This is a genomic window from Sphaerotilus sp. (assembly GCF_031429695.1).
Classification (GTDB): domain Bacteria; phylum Pseudomonadota; class Gammaproteobacteria; order Burkholderiales; family Burkholderiaceae_C; genus Sphaerotilus.
The window spans coordinates 26538-41216 of the sequence record NZ_JANPAB010000061.1; the positions used below are offsets into that span (position 1 = coordinate 26538).

15 protein-coding genes are annotated in these 14679 nt (G+C 71.3%); 13 read left to right on the forward strand and 2 right to left on the reverse strand.

Annotated elements, in window-relative coordinates; genetic code table 11:
- The first annotated feature begins 7 nt into the window (after nucleotides 1-7).
- The 12 genes from RMP06_RS11490 (at nucleotide 8) to RMP06_RS11545 (ending at nucleotide 12606) form a co-directional block, all read left to right on the forward strand.
- The gene (locus RMP06_RS11490; protein WP_310461918.1) at nucleotides 8-865 is read left to right on the forward strand and encodes an MbnB/TglH/ChrH family RiPP precursor modification enzyme; all 858 of its coding nucleotides are present in this window, start codon (nucleotides 8-10) and stop codon (nucleotides 863-865) included.
- Nucleotides 862-1668 carry an HvfC/BufC family peptide modification chaperone gene (locus RMP06_RS11495; RefSeq protein ID WP_310461919.1) on the forward strand — a complete coding sequence of 269 codons (807 nt, stop codon included), beginning with the start codon at nucleotides 862-864 and terminating at the stop codon, nucleotides 1666-1668. Before RMP06_RS11490 ends, RMP06_RS11495 begins: the two co-directional genes overlap by 4 nt.
- Nucleotides 1669-1689: 21 nt before the next feature.
- Nucleotides 1690-2154 (forward strand): DoxX family protein, encoded by a 465-nt coding sequence (locus tag RMP06_RS11500; protein WP_310461920.1) that lies wholly within the window; start codon nucleotides 1690-1692, stop codon nucleotides 2152-2154.
- Between the two features lie 10 nt (nucleotides 2155-2164).
- On the forward strand, nucleotides 2165-3484 hold the full coding sequence (locus RMP06_RS11505; RefSeq protein WP_310461921.1) for an ABC transporter substrate-binding protein: 1320 nt from the start codon (nucleotides 2165-2167) through the stop codon (nucleotides 3482-3484).
- Between the two features lie 12 nt (nucleotides 3485-3496).
- A complete protein-coding gene (locus RMP06_RS11510) occupies nucleotides 3497-5185 on the forward strand; it encodes an ABC transporter permease family protein (protein WP_310461922.1) in 1689 nt (562 codons plus the stop codon).
- Complete coding sequence (locus RMP06_RS11515) at nucleotides 5182-5874, forward strand: ATP-binding cassette domain-containing protein (protein WP_310461923.1); 693 nt, start codon at nucleotides 5182-5184, stop codon at nucleotides 5872-5874. The genes RMP06_RS11510 and RMP06_RS11515 overlap by 4 nt, the downstream gene beginning before the upstream one ends.
- A complete protein-coding gene (locus RMP06_RS11520) occupies nucleotides 5867-6499 on the forward strand; it encodes a CDP-alcohol phosphatidyltransferase family protein (RefSeq protein ID WP_310461924.1) in 633 nt (210 codons plus the stop codon). The genes RMP06_RS11515 and RMP06_RS11520 overlap by 8 nt, the downstream gene beginning before the upstream one ends.
- Nucleotides 6496-8652: an FAD-dependent oxidoreductase gene (locus RMP06_RS11525; RefSeq protein WP_310461925.1), complete on the forward strand. Its 2157-nt coding sequence runs from the start codon at nucleotides 6496-6498 to the stop codon at nucleotides 8650-8652. The genes RMP06_RS11520 and RMP06_RS11525 overlap by 4 nt, the downstream gene beginning before the upstream one ends.
- Complete coding sequence (locus RMP06_RS11530) at nucleotides 8645-9754, forward strand: FAD-dependent oxidoreductase (RefSeq protein ID WP_310461926.1); 1110 nt, start codon at nucleotides 8645-8647, stop codon at nucleotides 9752-9754. Before RMP06_RS11525 ends, RMP06_RS11530 begins: the two co-directional genes overlap by 8 nt.
- A 131-nt stretch (nucleotides 9755-9885) precedes the next feature.
- On the forward strand, nucleotides 9886-10440 hold the full coding sequence (locus tag RMP06_RS11535; protein ID WP_310461927.1) for a Spy/CpxP family protein refolding chaperone: 555 nt from the start codon (nucleotides 9886-9888) through the stop codon (nucleotides 10438-10440).
- A gap of 52 nt (nucleotides 10441-10492) precedes the next feature.
- Complete coding sequence (locus tag RMP06_RS11540) at nucleotides 10493-11197, forward strand: response regulator transcription factor (RefSeq protein ID WP_310461928.1); 705 nt, start codon at nucleotides 10493-10495, stop codon at nucleotides 11195-11197.
- Nucleotides 11194-12606, forward strand: a complete 1413-nt coding sequence (locus RMP06_RS11545) for an ATP-binding protein (protein WP_310461929.1) — start codon at nucleotides 11194-11196, stop codon at nucleotides 12604-12606. Before RMP06_RS11540 ends, RMP06_RS11545 begins: the two co-directional genes overlap by 4 nt.
- Here RMP06_RS11545 and RMP06_RS11550 read toward each other — a convergent pair.
- Both RMP06_RS11550 and RMP06_RS11555 read right to left on the reverse strand, forming a co-directional pair.
- Nucleotides 12590-13108 (reverse strand): EF-hand domain-containing protein, encoded by a 519-nt coding sequence (locus tag RMP06_RS11550; protein WP_310461930.1) that lies wholly within the window; start codon nucleotides 13106-13108, stop codon nucleotides 12590-12592. The genes RMP06_RS11545 and RMP06_RS11550 overlap by 17 nt on opposite strands.
- 81 nt (nucleotides 13109-13189) lie before the next feature.
- Nucleotides 13190-13801 carry a winged helix-turn-helix domain-containing protein gene (locus RMP06_RS11555; RefSeq protein WP_310461931.1) on the reverse strand — a complete coding sequence of 204 codons (612 nt, stop codon included), beginning with the start codon at nucleotides 13799-13801 and terminating at the stop codon, nucleotides 13190-13192.
- Between the two features lie 140 nt (nucleotides 13802-13941).
- Between RMP06_RS11555 and RMP06_RS11560 the strand changes: the two genes are divergently transcribed.
- On the forward strand, nucleotides 13942-14676 hold the full coding sequence (locus RMP06_RS11560) for a UPF0149 family protein (protein ID WP_310461932.1): 735 nt from the start codon (nucleotides 13942-13944) through the stop codon (nucleotides 14674-14676).
- The last annotated feature ends 3 nt before the right edge of the window (nucleotides 14677-14679 follow it).

The following is a 14679-nucleotide window of genomic DNA, read 5'->3' on the forward strand; positions in this document are numbered from 1 at the left end:
GCCCGCCATGCCTGCACCGACCTCTGCAGGCATCGGCCTGCGCCAACCCCACGCGGCCCTGCTGCGACAGCAGCGCCCGCCGCTGGGCTTCCTCGAAGTCCACAGCGAAAACTACTTTGCGCCGGGTGGAGCCGCCCGTGCCGTGCTCATGGACCTGCGCCAGAACTACAGCATCAGCCTGCACGGCGTCGGTCTGTCGCTGGGCAGCGCCTGCGGGCTGGATCCGTGGCACCTCGACCGGCTGGCCGAACTGGTCACGGCGGTCGAGCCGGTGCGGGTGTCCGACCACGCCAGCTTTGCCCGGGTGGATCCCGGGCGGGGTGCACCGGTCTGGCACGGCAGCGATCTGCTGCCGATCGCGTTCACCGATGCCGCGCTCGCCATCATGGTGCGCAATGTGCAGCAGGTGCAGGAGCGGTTGCGGCGGCCGATCCTGGTCGAGAACCTGAGCGCTTACCTCGGCTGGGCCGACGATGCGCTGGCCGAACCCGATTTCTTCAACGCACTGTCGCGCCGCAGCGGTTGCGGTGTGCTGCTGGATGTCAACAACCTCGTCGTCAACGCACTGAACGCCGGCGACGACGAGGCCGCTGCCGTGCGCCGTGCCTGCGCCTGGGTCGACCGGCTCGCCCCCGGGCTGGCTGGCGAGATCCACCTGGCCGGCTATGTCGAAACGGCCACCCTCGTCATCGACGACCACGGCAGCCGCGTGCATCCACCCGTCTGGCAGGTCTATGCACACACCGTGCAGCGCCACGGCCCGGTGCCGACGTTGATCGAGTGGGACACCGACCTGCCGACGCTGGCCGTCCTGCTGGACGAAGCCGCGCACGCCGACACCGTGCTGCACGGGGTGACCGCATGACGACCACCGAAGCGTTCGAGCGCGAGCAGATCCGCCAGCGCCTGCTGATGCAGGCGCTGCGCAGCGGACAGGCCGGCGCGCTCACCGGCTGGACCCGCACCCCGGCGCGCGCCGATCTGGCCCGTGGTCTGGCGGTCTACACGGCCAATGCCGCCGTCAACGCCGAACGGGCACTGGGTGCGCGGTACCCGACCGTGCAGGCCCTGCTTGGCGAGGAAACCTTCGGCCCGATGGCGCGCGCCTTCTGGCGCCAGTGGCCACCGGAGCGGGGTGATCTGGCGCAGTGGGGCGACCCCTTGCCCGACTTCCTCGCCGAAGCCGAGCAACTCGCCGAATTGCCGTATCTGGCCGACATGGCGCGGCTGGACGCCGCGGTTGCGCAGGCCGAAGGCGCGGCCGATGTGGCGCCGGATCTGATGACCCTGATGCGCCTGGGCGACACCGCCCCCGACCGTCTCCTGCTGCGTCCGACGGCGGGTCTGGCGCTTCTGCACAGTGCGCACCCGGTCGTGTCGATCTGGCGCGCCCACCATGACCCTGTGCAGATGGCGCAGCCCGATCCCCTGGCCGACGTTCGCGTGGCGCTGGACGGTCGGCGTGCCGAGACGGCGCTGGTCTGGCGCCAGGGCTGGCGGGTGCAGGTGGCTGCGGTGGAGGCTCCCACCGCCGACTTTCTGCGCCGTGCCCTGCTGCAAGCGCGGCCCTTGGCCGAGGCGCTCGACGTGCCGGGCTTCGATGTCGAGGCCTGGCTCGCTCCGGCCGTCGCCGATGGCCTGCTGGCGCGGATCGATGTGATTGCCTGAACCCTTGCCTGGAGAACCACGATGCTGACCGATACCCTCTGCCGCGGCTACGCCCGTGTGGTCGATCTGTGCGAATCGCTGCAGCCGCTGGCGCAACTTGCGGCGCGGTTGTTTGTCGCCAAGGTCTTTTTCCTGTCCGGCCTGACCAAGCTGCGCGACTGGGAGACGACAGTGGCGCTGTTCACCGACGAATACCATGTGCCGCTGCTGTCGCCCGAGGTGGCGGCGTTCGCCGGAACTGCGGGCGAGATCGTTCTGCCCGTGCTGCTGGTGCTCGGGCTGGGCGGGCGTTTTGCGGCGCTGGCGCTGTCGGTGATGAATGTGGTTGCGGTGCTGAGCGTGCCGGAGATGCCGGAAGCGGCCTTTGCGCTGCATGTGTTCTGGGGCAGTCTGCTGGCTGGCCTGGTGCTCTGGGGGCCGGGGAAGTGGTCGATGGATGCGGTCTTCGGACGGCGTCTGTTCGCGGGGCATCCGGCGCTGGCATGATCGGCCGCTGGTGCCCGACTGGCTGGTGCCATTGCCACTGCCACTGCCACTGCCACTGCCACTGCCACTGCCACTGCCACTGCCACTGCCACTGTCCGAGGACTCCGTGAACCAAGCCCCTGTTGCTCGCCAACTGTCCCGACGCACCTTCCTGTCCGTCGCACTGGCCTCGGGTGCGCTGCCGGCCCGCGCCGTGACCGCGGATACCCCGACCTGGAAACGCCTCGAAACCGAAGCGCGCGGCCAGACCGTCTATTTCAATGCCTGGGCTGGCAGCGAGCGCATCAACGCCTACCTCCAATGGGCGGCGGTCGAGTTGCAGCGGCTGCACGGGGTGACGCTCCAGCACGTCAAGATCACCGATGCCGCCGAAGTGATCCGCCGCGTGCGGGCCGAGAAGGCGGCCGGCCGTGTCGGCGATGGCTCGGCGGACCTGCTCTGGATCAACGGTGAGAACTTCCTGACGATGAAGCGCGAGGCGCTGCTGTTTGGCCCGTGGGCGGAGTCGCTGCCGTCCTTCGCGGCGATCGATGTGGCCGGAAAGCCGACGACGCGGCTCGACTTCTCCGAGCCGGTCGAGGGGCTGGAAGCGCCCTGGGGCATGGCGCAGCTCACCTTTTTCGCCGACGGACAGCGCGTGTCCACGGTGCCCGACAACATCACCGAGCTGACCGCCTGGGCGTTGCGCCACCCGGGGCGCTTCACCTATCCGCGTCTGCCGCAGTTCCACGGCACCACCTTTGTCAAGCAGGTGCTGATGGAGACCACGGCCGACCGCGCTGCGCTGACCCGTCCGCACACTGCCGATGCGTTTGCCCGCGTGACTGCCCCGCTGTGGAAGGCGCTGGACGCGCTGCACCCGCATCTGTGGCGCCAGGGTCGGCTCTTTCCTGCCAGTGATGCGGTGGCGCGCCAGATGCTGGCGGACGGCGAGCTGTGGATCAGTCTGACGTTCAACCCGAACGAGGCGGCCAGCGAGATGCTGGCTGGCAAGCTGTCGTCCTCGGTGGTGAGCTACCAGCACAGCGGCGGCACGATCGGCAACACCCACTTCGTGGCGATTCCGTTCAACGCCCGTGCCAAGGCGGGCGCGCAGGTGGTGGCGAATTTCCTGCTGTCGCCCGCGGCGCAGGCGCGCAAGGCCGATGTGCGCCAGTGGGGCGATCCGACGGTGCTGGCGCTGGACCGGCTGCCCGCGGCCGAGCGGGCGCTGTTCCAGGGCAACGCGCTGCCGGGCACCGTGCGTCATCCGGCGCCGGCGTGGCCGGAGCCGCACGGTTCCTGGGTCAATCCACTCGAACAGGAATGGCTGCGGCGCTACGGCCGCTGACCCCCGGTGGCGGTGACGTCATCGACCTCGCTGTGTGCGCCGCAGCCGATCGGCCGGCAGTGGGCGCGCCGGGCTGCCCGGCTGTCCGGCCTGGGGCTCGTGGCGTTGCCGCTGGCCGTCGCGCTGGTCGCCGCGCTGGCCGAAGCGGCGCGGGTGTCCGCCTGGCAGGCGCTGCTGGAGGATCCCCGGACCGGCCCGGCGCTGGTGTCCAGTCTGGTCTCCGGACTGGGCAGCACGCTGGCCGCCACCGCGCTGAGCCTGTGGCTGACCACGCAGCTCTGGGACCACCCGCGCTGGCCATCGCTGCAGCGCCGACTGCCGGCGATGCTGGCCGTGCCGCACGCGGCGCTGGCAATCGGGCTGGCGCTGCTGTGGATGCCCGGCGGCTGGATCGCCCGGCTCGTCGCACCGCTGGCCGGCTGGGACGCTCCGCCCGACTGGGTCACCATGAACGACCCGCAGGCGCTGGCCCTCACGCTGGCGCTGGTGCTCAAGGAGACGCCGTTCCTGCTCTGGACGATCGCGGCGCTGCTGGCGCAGCCGGATGTCGCGCTGCGCCTGCGGCAGCAACTGGCGCTCGGGCGCAGCCTCGGGTATGCGCCCGCGCAGGTCTGGTGGCGCGTGGTGTGGCCGGGGTGGAGCGGGGCGCTGGTGTGGCCCGTCACGGCGGTGGCGGCGTACGGGCTCACGGTGGTGGACATGGCGCTGGTGCTCGGGCCGGGGGCGCCGCCGACGCTGGCGGTGCTGGCCTGGCAGTGGCTGCTGGACGCCGATCCGCTTCGCAACGCGCAAGGGGCGGCGGCGGCGTGTGTGCTGGCGGGCGTGATGGTCATCGGTGCAGCGGGGTGGATGGCGCTTCGTCGGGTGACCGGGCCGATGCTGCAAGCCCGTCATGTTCGTGGTCCCGCCCTTGCCCTCGCCCTCGCCCCCGCTCCGGTCCTCTCCGCCGTCGCGGGGAGGACGGAGAACGGGATGGCGGGGCTCTGGCTGGCGGCGGGGCTGGCGCTCGTGGTGGCTTCGGTGAGCGGTGTCTGGCGCTTCCCGGCGCTGTGGCCGACGGTGTGGACGCCCGCCGCCTGGACGCAGGTCGGCGCCGCGACAGGCACGCTGTGGACGACGCTGCGCGTGGCGCTGGCAGCGTCCGGGCTGTCGGTCGCGCTGGTGGTGCTGTGGCTGGAGGCGACCCCGCCCGCCTGGGACCGCGCCGCCACCGCCGTCGCGCTGGTGCCGGTGGTCGTGCCAGGCCTGCTGCTGATGGCGGGCGTCTACCGGATCGCGTTGGCGCTGCGGCTGGACGGCACGCTCGCCGGGCTGGTGCTGGTCCATTTCTGGATGGCACTGCCTTATGTGCTGGTCATGCTGCTGCCGGCGTGGCGGCGCTTCGACCCGCGGCACGCCTGGGTGGCGCAGACGCTCGGTCGGTCGTGGCTGGCATTCGCCTGGCAGGTGAAGCGCCCGCTGCTGGCAGCGCCGCTGGCCTCGGCGCTGGCGGTGGGCTTCGCGGTCAGCGTGGGGCAGTACCTGCCGACGCAGTTCATCGGTGCAGGTCGGCTCGCCACCGTCACGACCGAGGCGGTCACGCTGTCCGCCGGTGGGCAGCGGGCGACCGGGGCGGCGTTTGCCGTGCTGCAGGCGCTGCTGCCGCTGCTGGGGTTCGCGCTGGCCGGGATCGTCGGGCGGGCGCAGGCGGTGCGGCCATGAACGCCGGCGCGCATGCCCCGATCGCGTCCGCGGCGTTGCGCCTGGTCGATGTGACCGTCACGCTGCACGGCCGCGGTCTGGTCGGGCCGGTGAACGCGGTGGTGGCGCCTGGTGAGGTGCTGGTGGTCACCGGGCCGAGCGGCTGCGGCAAGAGTTCGCTGCTGCAGGCGCTGGCCGGACTGGCCGCGCCGCCGCTGCAGGCCACCGGCGGGCTGTGGCAAGGCGAACTGCCCTTGCACACGCTGCCGGTCGAGGCACGCCGGCTCGGGTTGATGTTCCAGGACGACCTGCTGTTCCCCCACCTGACCGCGCTGGACAACCTGCTGTTCGCCGTGCCCGCTGGTCGGCGCGGCGAGCGCGTGGCCCGCGCCGAGGCGGCACTGGCCGAGGCCGGACTTGCGGCCCACGCCGGCCACCGTCCGCACCAGCTCTCCGGCGGCCAGCGCCAGCGTGTCGCGCTGCTGCGGACCTTGCTGGCCGCGCCACGGTCGTTGCTGCTGGACGAACCGTTCTCGCGGCTGGACGTGCCGCTGCGCGCCGCGATGCGCACGCTGGTCTGGCAGACGCTGGCCCGCCACGGCCTGCCTGCCGTGCTGGTCACACACGATCCGGCCGACATCCCGCCCGGCGCGCAGGTGCTGGCACTGTCCGGTCCCGGCATCGAATACCACGGAGGTGCGGATGCTTGACCGCCTGGTGCTGGCGTGGCTTGCGCCGACGGTGCAGCGGATCGCGGGGGCGCTGGTGCGGCGTCGCGTGTCGGCGGATGCGGTGACGCTGGCGGGCGCGGCAGTCGGCCTGTCGGGCAGCGGACTGGTGGCATGGGGGCATCCGATGGCGGGGCTGCTGCTGATGGCGCTGGGCCGGCTGGCAGACGGGCTGGACGGTGCCGTCGCGCGCCTGACGACCCCGACGTCACGGGGCGCCTTCCTCGACATCACGCTCGATTTCCTTTTCTACGCCAGCGTGCCGCTGGCGTTCGCCATGCTGGATCCGGCGCGCAACGCGCTGGCGGCCGCTGTACTGCTGGCGGCGTTCATCGGCACCGGGTCGAGCTTTCTCGGCTTTGCCATCCTGGCCGAGCGGCAAGGACTGAACAGCGCGGCGTATCCGCAAAAAGGCTTCTACTACCTCGGCGGCCTGACCGAAGGCACCGAGACGCTGCTGTGCTTCGCGGCCATGTGCCTGTGGCCGATGGCGTTCCCGGCGTTGGCCTTGGGCTTTGCCGCGCTGTGCGGCCTGACGATCTGCACCCGAGTGGTCGCGGGATGGATGCTGCTGGACACCGCACCGAACAAGGACACTCTCCCATGACCCGACGCCAATGGCTGATCCTGCTGACCGTGGTGGCGCTGGCCGCCGCGTTCTGGTGCTTCGACCTGGGCCACTGGCTGCGTCTGGAGACGCTGAAGGCACGCCAGGCAGAGTTGCTGGCCCTCTACGCCGCCCACCCGCTGACCGTGATCGCCGTCTACTTGGTGGTCTACATCGCCGTCACCGCGCTGTCGTTGCCCGGCGCGGTGATCCTGACGCTGACCGGTGGGGCGCTGTTCGGGCTGTGGACCGGGCTGGTGGTCGTGTCCTTCGCGTCCACCGCGGGCGCGACGCTGGCCTTTCTCGCCGCCCGTTACCTGTTGCGCGACAGCGTCAGCCGCCGCTTCGGTGCTCGGCTGGACGAGGTCCACCGCGGCATCCACCGCAACGGCGCGTTCTACCTCTTCACGCTGCGCCTCGTCCCGCTGGTGCCGTTCTTCGTCATCAACCTCGTGATGGGCCTGACGAAGATGCCAGCCCGCCGCTACGCCTGGGTCAGCCAGCTCGGCATGCTGCCGGGCACGCTGGTCTACGTGAATGCGGGCACGGCGCTGGGCGGGCTGCAGTCGCTGTCGGGCATCGTGTCGCTGCCGTTGCTCGGAGCGTTTGCGCTGCTGGCGGTGTTTCCGTGGATCGCGCGGGTGGTGCTCGGCGGCTGGCAGGCGCGCCAGGTGCAGCAGCCCTGGGCGGCGCAGCGGCCGAAGCGCTACGACCGCAATCTGGTCGTCATCGGTGCCGGCGCCGCGGGGCTGGTGACGAGCTATATCGCTGCCGCCGTGCGTGCCAGGGTGACGCTGGTCGAGGTGCACCAGATGGGCGGCGACTGCCTGAACACCGGCTGCGTGCCGAGCAAGGCGCTCATCCGCGCCGCCAGGCTGGCCCACGAGGTGACACGCGCGGGCGAGTTCGGTCTGACGGCGGTGCCGGCCACGGTCGATTTTGCGGCCGTGATGGACCGGGTCGCCGAGGCGGTGCGGGGCGTGGCGCCGCACGACTCGGTCGAGCGCTACACGGCGCTGGGCGTCGATGTGCGGCAGGGCCACGCGCGGCTGGTCGATCCGTGGCACGTCGAGATCACTGCGGCGGACGGTACACGCGAGGTGCTGAGCACCCGCGCCATCGTCATCGCCACCGGCGCGGCGCCCACCGTGCCGCCGCTGCCGGGCTTGCAGGACGTGTCCTTCCTGACCACCGACACGCTGTGGGGACTGCGTGCGGCGCCGCGGCGGCTCGCGGTGCTGGGCGGAGGTCCGATCGGCTGCGAGCTGGCGCTGGCGCTGGCCCGACTGGGCTGCGGGGTCACGCTGGTGGAGCAGGCGCCGCAGCTGCTGGTGCGCGAGGACGACGAGGTGAGCGCGCTGGCCGCCGACAGCCTGCGCGCGGCGGGTGTGGACTTGCGGCTCGGCGTGGCCGTGCAAAGGGCCGAGGCCCGTGTCGCCGGGGCACCGGACGGCGTGCTGCAGATGGCGGACGGCTCGGCGGTGGCCTTCGACCGGCTGCTGGTCGCGGTTGGCCGCTCGGCGCGGCTGCAGGGCTTCGGGCTGGAAGCACTCGGCATCCCGGTCGGGCGCACCATCGAAACCGACGAGTTCCTCGCAACCCTGCACCCGAACATCTACGCCTGCGGCGACGTCGCCGGCCCGTGGCAGTTCACGCACGCAGCCGGGCACCAGGCGTGGTCCGCCGCGGTGAATGCGTTGTTCGGGCAGTTCAAGCGGTTCCGGGTCGATGGCCGGGCGATGCCGGCGATCACCTTCCTCGATCCGGAGATCGCCCGCGTCGGCCTGAACGCGCGCGAGGCGGCGGCGCAGGGCGTCGCGGTCGACGTGACGCGCTACCCGCTGGACGATCTGGACCGCGCGATCGTCGAGCGCGAGACCACCGGATTCATCCAGGTCCTGACCGAGCCGGGGCGCGACCGGATCCTCGGGGTCACCATCGTGGGCGCCCATGCGGGCGAGGTGCTCGCCGAGTTCACGCTGGCGATGCAGCACGGGCTGGGGTTGAACAAGATCCTCGGCACGGTCCACCCCTATCCGGGCTGGTCGGACGCGGCCAAGCTGACCGCCGGGCGCTGGAAGGACGCGCACAAGCCGGAAGGGGCCTTGCGCTGGCTGGCGCGCTACCACGCCTGGCGCCGCGGCGGTGGCTGAGAGGCAGTGGCTGGTGCTGCTGGGCGGCGGCCACGCGCAACTGGCGGTGCTGCAGGCGCTGGCGCGGCAGCGGCCGGCGCATGTCGAGGCCGTGCTCGTCACCCCGGCGCCGCGGCTGGTCTATTCCGGCATGCTGCCCGGCTGGCTGGCCGGGCACTACACCGAGGCGCAGTGCGTGATCGCGCTGGCGCCCCTGGCCGCCGCGGCGGGTGTGACGCTGCGGCAGGCGGCGGCGATCGGGCTGGATGCGGCCGCGCGCACGGTGCAGCTCGACGACGGGGGTGTACTCGGCTACGACGTGCTGTCGGTCAACACCGGTCCGGTGCAGGATCCGAGTGCCTGGGGAACGGCTGGCGTGCCGACGCTGCGGCCCATCGAGGACTGGCTGGCCCGGACCACCCGCCGTCTGGCCGTGGCTCCGCCGAGGCAGGTGGTCGTGGTCGGTGGCGGTGCGGCGGGGTTCGAGCTGGCGCTGGCATGGCGGCACCGGCTGGGCGTGGCGGCGGAGGTGGCCATTGTCACGGGCGGGACCGGGCTGCTGGCGAACTATCCCGCCGCCGTGCGGCGGCTGGGCGTGCGGGCCTTGGCCGAACGGGGTGTGCGGTGCATCGAGGGCGCTGCGCGCGAGATCGCATCCGATGCGGTGGTGACCGTGGACGGCCGGATCTGGGCGGCCGACGAAATCGTGCTGGCCACCGGCACGGTCGCGCCACGCTGGCTGCAGGGCAGCGGGCTGGCGCTGGCGCCGGATGGCGGTCTGGTGACCTTGCCGACGCTGCAGAGCGTGTCGCACCCGGAGGTGTTCGCCGCGGGCGATGTGGCCAGCCGCCTCGACCAGCCGCTGCCGAAGAGCGGTGTTCACGCGGTGCGGGCGGGTGCTGTGCTGGCGGCGAATGTGCTCGGCCGGTTGGCGGGGAGGGCGCCCGTGCCGTGGGCGGCCCCTGGGCGCACGCTCAACCTGCTCTCGCTCGGCGAGCGCAGCGCCATCGCCGCCTGGGGGCCGCTGGCGGTGCAGGGGCGCTGGGTCTGGCGCTGGAAGGACCGGATCGACCGCGGTTTCATGGCGCGCCACGGCACGGGTTCTGGCCCGGCCGCGACATAAAACGAAACACGACGATACCTGCGGGAAAGGACAGCACAGCGTCGGGCAGGCACGATGGAGTCCATGTTGCAGCCGGTCTCTGACCGGGCAGCACCACCCACCGAACCCACTCCGCAGAAGGAACCCTCACCATGCGTCCCCTGATCAAGCGCTCCCTGTTCGCCCTCGCCGCTGCCGGTCTCGTTGTCGGTCTGTCCGCCTGTGGCCACACCCCGTTCAGCGGTGAAGGCCGCGGTGACCGCGGTGAACACCACATGGGCATGGGCCGCGGCGAACACAGCGCCGCCGACATGCAGAAGCACCGCGACAAGATGATCGAACGCGCCACCAGCGAACTGTCGCTGGACGCCGCCCAGAAGGCCAAGCTCGTCACCCTGATGGACACCATGCACGCCAAGCGCACGGCGATGATGGCTGCCAATGGTGGGCAGATGGGCCAAGGCAAGGGCGACATGATGCCGCGCGCCGAGATGCAGGCCCTCATCAAGGGCGACAAGTTCGACCGCGCCGCGGCCCAGGCCCTCGTGGACCAGAAGACCAGCACCATGCGCGCGTCCGCCCCCGACGTCATCACCGCCATGGGCGATTTCTACGACAGCCTCAAGCCCGAGCAGCAGGCCAAGGTCCGCACCTTCATGGAACGTGGTCCGATGGGCCGCGGCATGATGGGTCGCCACGGCGGTTGACCGGACGTCGACGGGCTGGCAGCAGACGGACACACGGCGCTAGGATCCGGCCATGCCCCGCCTGCTGCTCATCGACGACGACGAACACCTGGCCGCCCCGCTGGCGGCCTACCTGAAACGCTTCGACCTCACGCTGGAGAGCGCGTTGCGCCCGAGCGTCGGTCTGGCGAAGTTGCGCGCTGGCGGATTTGACGCCGCCATCCTCGACGTGATGCTGCCCGAGATGGACGGCTTTGACGTCTGTCGCGAGATCCGGCGGGATCCCGCGCTGGCTGGTTTGCCCATCCTGATGCTGACCGCCCGCGGCGACGTGATGGACCGCGTCATCGGCCTCGAACTCGGTGCCGACGATTACCTCCCCAAGCCCTTCGAGCCGCGCGAACTTGCCGCCCGCCTGCAGACCATCCTGCGCCGCCGCCAGCCGGCGGTGCCCGCCGTGGCGCCGCCGGAAAACGGTCGGCGGTTGCTCTTCAACGGCATCGAGATCGACCTGGACCGCCGGCAGGTGCTGCGTGGTGGCGCCGAGGTGGAGCTGACCGGCACCGAGTTCGAGTTGCTCGCGCTGCTGGCCGGCGAGCCGCACAAGGTCTTCACCCGCGACGAGATCCTCTCCCGCCTGCGCGGCCACGATGCGGACGTCTACACCCGCGCCATCGACATCCTCATCAGCCGCATCCGCCGCAAACTGGAGCCGCTGGACTGCATCAAGACGCTGCGCAACGCCGGCTACACCTTCGCCGGAGCCCGTCAGCCATGACGGCCGCCGCGGCCGTGCAGACGCTGCGGCGCTTCACCGGGGCGCTCGGTGTGCGGCTGGTGTTGCTGTTTCTGGTGCTGGCGTTGGCGCTGACAGCCGTGTTCACGGGCGGGATGCAGCGGGCGATCGGCGGCGGCTGGCGCGGGCTGGTGCGTCCGCTGGTGGCCGATTACGTGGACCGGCTTGCCGATGAACTGGGATCGCCACCCGATGTCGAGCGCGCCAAGGCGCTGGTCGAGCGGCTGCCGCTGTCGGTGCGCATCGACGGGCCGCAGGTCCGCTGGGACTCGCACCCGCACCTGCGCGCCCTGCGCGAACAGCAGCGCAGTGGTCTGCCGCCATGGCTCGCCAGCGGCCCGCGGCACGGCCGACCCCCGATGCCCCCCATGCACCGGCTGATGCATCCCGAGGACGACGACGCCCCAGCCGCCGGCGACGACACCGAACGTGGCTGGTTGCTGCTGACCCGCACCACCGCGGATGGCCACACGCTCCAGTTCGGCCTCGGCGACGTGCCGTGGCGCCACCGACCGCGCGCGATCGGTTGGTTCACGCTTGCGCTGCTGCTGGGGCTGACGGCGCTGGCCTACGCGGTGATGCGCCATTGGCTGCGCCCGCTTGGCGAGATCCGCAGCGGGGCGGTCCGCTATGGGCAGGGGCAGTTCGACACGCCCATCCCCGTGCGCAGCGCCGATGAACTCGGCCGGCTGGCCGGGCAGATCAACACCATGGCGGGGGAGCTGCGCCACATGCTCGACGCCAAGCGGGCGCTGCTGCTGTCGATCAGCCACGAGCTGCGTTCGCCGCTGACGCGGGCACGGCTGAATGCCGAGCTGGTCGATGAAGGGCCCTCGCGGGACGCGCTGCTGCGCGACCTCGGCGAGATGCGCGAGCTGATCAGCGACCTGCTGGAGAGCGAGCGCCTGGCCGCCGGCCACGCGGCGCTGCAGCGTGAGCCGGTCGATCTGGCGGCGCTGGTCGAGATCACCGTGCACGAACAGGTGCCCGCGGACGTGGCGCTGGAACTCGATCTGGACGCCGATCTCGGCACCGTGGCGGTCGATCCGGCGCGCTGGCGGCTGCTGGTGCGCAACCTCGTCGGCAACGCGCTGCGCCATGGTCAGCCGCCGCTGCACGTGCGTCTGCACCGGGAAGTGGACGAACTGGTCTTCACTGTCCGCGACCACGGCCCCGGTGTGGCGCCCGAGGCCTTGGCGCAGCTTGGCGAGGCGTTCTACCGGCCCGATGCGGCGCGCGGGCGCAGCAGCGGCGGAGTGGGGCTGGGGCTGTACCTCTGCCGACTGGTGGCGCAGGCGCACGGCGGCCGGCTGGTGGCGCGGGCGGCTGTGCCGGGCTTGGAAATCACCGTGCGGACGCCCGCGCTGGCTGCGCTCACGCCGTCAGGCTGAGCGATTCGGTCGAGGTGCTGCTCTGCATCTCGGCGTAGCGGGCGGCGATCATGCGGATCATCTCCGAGGCGTCGGGGCGCTGGCTGGACCGGGTGCCTGTGCTGCTGATCGACGTGGTGGCGCTGTCGCTGTCGATGGCGGCGTAGAGCTTCTTCACCTCGTCGCTGGCGGAGTCGAGACCGAATTCATCGCTGGAAACCGAACCATCCGAGTCGCTGTCCAGCGACTGGATCGGGTCACCGCCGGCACCACCAGGGCCGCCAGGCCCGCCGTGGCCCGACTGCTGCGCAAGCTGCGAGGTGGAACGCTGCACATTGAACTGGCTCGGTGCTTCGGGCGGTTTGAACGCCTCGAATTCGCTCTTGCTGACGCTGCCATCGCTGTCGCTGTCCATGTCGGCGAACATCTTCGCCTTCTCGGCATCGGTCGGGCCGGTGCGCTGGGTCTGCGAGGTGCGGGTGCTGCCGCAGGACGACGACAGGCTGCTGAGATTGACGTTCATGGGCGGGTTCCTTTTGGTGATCGCAGAACAGAGCTTGCGCCGCCGAGGTATCTGTCTGTTGTCGTCTTGGTTGCGGTGCGGCTACATGCCCTCGAACAGATAGCCCACGCCACGGACCGTGCGGATGCAGCGCGGCTGGCGGGCGTCATCGCGCAACTTCTGGCGCAGCCGCGACACCAGCAGGTCGATGCTGCGCTCGTAGGCGTCGAAGCCCTGGCCGTGCGCCACCGACATCAGCGCGTCGCGGCTCAGCACCGCGCCCGGGTGGTCGAGGAAGGTCAGCAGCAAGCGCGACTCGGCCGGCGACAGCTCCACCTCCGGCCCGCCCGGCACGCACAGCCGCCGCTGTCCGCTGTCGTAGCGCCAGTTGCCGAACGTGATGCGGGCGCAGGCGTCGTCTTCCTCGATGAGGCAGATGCATGCCGGTGCCGCCCGACCCGAAGCCGAAAGCGTCATGGCATCCAGAAGCGTCGGCGCACCGGTTTCGCCCAGCAACAACACGTCCACTGGTGCCTCGGTCAGCTGTGCACGGACTTCTGCCAGTCCCTGCGCGATGCTGACGCGGTGCCCATAGCCGCGCATCAGCGTCTGCAGTCGGCGGGTGTCGGTGGCGGGCAGGCCGGCGAGCACCAGGTGCCATCCGGCCTGCCCGTGCGGCGGTGAGGCGGTGCTCCAAGAAAAGGAATGTTCCATGGTCGAAGAAGGCGCAGTCTGCATCCGGTCAGCCTATCGGGCACGGATGCCGGTCAAACGCCGAACAGGCTGACAGGATCCCGCCGCTTTACCTGGGGGAAACACGCGGGGCGCTGCGCCACATGCGCTACGCTCGGCGGATGACCGATCTGCCCCTTGCCCCCGCTGCTGCGGCCTCGACGCCGCCACTGAGTGCCGCCGAACTCGACACGCTCGACACCTTCCTCGCCAGCCTGCCCGCGGGCGCGATGAACGTCGAGATGCTCGACGGCTTCTTCTGCGCGCTGCACTGCACACCCGATCTGGTCGGCCCGGCCGTGTGGCTGCCACTGGTCTGGGGCGAGACGGCGGACGCCGAAGCCTCGTTCGACGACGAGGGCCAGGCCCGCGCGATCGTCGGACTGGTGACGCGCCACTGGAGCGCCGTGGCCGAGGAACTCGTCAAGGCCGATGCGTCGGATGCACCCCGTGTTCCGCGCCTGAGCGCCGATGCACAGGGCCGTGTCTCCGGCAACGCCTGGGCGACCGGCTTCACGCGGGGCATGCAGGTTGCGCCGGAAGGCTGGCAGGAGGTCCTCGGCGACGAGCAGGCCGGCGAGGTGCTGGTGCCGATGATGATGCTGCACCACGAGCATGACCCCGACGAGGCGATGCGCCCTCCGCCGTTCGACGACACGGTGCGCGCCGAGGTGGTCGAGGCGATGGTGATGGGCGCGGCGCAGCTCTACCGCCACTTTGCCCCTGCCCGCCGCGCCGCGTCGCGGGCCGATCGACAGGCGCTGACCTTCCGCCGCACGGGCGTCAAACCCGGGCGCAATGATCCGTGCACGTGCGGCAGCGGCAAGAAGTTCAAGGCCTGCTGCGGGCGGACCTGAGCC

Coding starts and splice junctions, on each gene's coding strand:
- RMP06_RS11490 (WP_310461918.1), top strand. CDS start 8: ATGCCTGCACCGACCTCTGCAGGCATCGGCCTGCGCCAACCCCACGCG.
- RMP06_RS11495 (WP_310461919.1), top strand. CDS start 862: ATGACGACCACCGAAGCGTTCGAGCGCGAGCAGATCCGCCAGCGCCTG.
- RMP06_RS11500 (WP_310461920.1), top strand. CDS start 1,690: ATGCTGACCGATACCCTCTGCCGCGGCTACGCCCGTGTGGTCGATCTG.
- RMP06_RS11515 (WP_310461923.1), top strand. CDS start 5,182: ATGAACGCCGGCGCGCATGCCCCGATCGCGTCCGCGGCGTTGCGCCTG.
- RMP06_RS11520 (WP_310461924.1), top strand. CDS start 5,867: ATGCTTGACCGCCTGGTGCTGGCGTGGCTTGCGCCGACGGTGCAGCGG.
- RMP06_RS11525 (WP_310461925.1), top strand. CDS start 6,496: ATGACCCGACGCCAATGGCTGATCCTGCTGACCGTGGTGGCGCTGGCC.
- RMP06_RS11535 (WP_310461927.1), top strand. CDS start 9,886: ATGCGTCCCCTGATCAAGCGCTCCCTGTTCGCCCTCGCCGCTGCCGGT.
- RMP06_RS11540 (WP_310461928.1), top strand. CDS start 10,493: ATGCCCCGCCTGCTGCTCATCGACGACGACGAACACCTGGCCGCCCCG.
- RMP06_RS11545 (WP_310461929.1), top strand. CDS start 11,194: ATGACGGCCGCCGCGGCCGTGCAGACGCTGCGGCGCTTCACCGGGGCG.
- RMP06_RS11550 (WP_310461930.1), bottom strand. CDS start 13,108: ATGAACGTCAATCTCAGCAGCCTGTCGTCGTCCTGCGGCAGCACCCGC.
- RMP06_RS11555 (WP_310461931.1), bottom strand. CDS start 13,801: ATGGAACATTCCTTTTCTTGGAGCACCGCCTCACCGCCGCACGGGCAG.
- RMP06_RS11560 (WP_310461932.1), top strand. CDS start 13,942: ATGACCGATCTGCCCCTTGCCCCCGCTGCTGCGGCCTCGACGCCGCCA.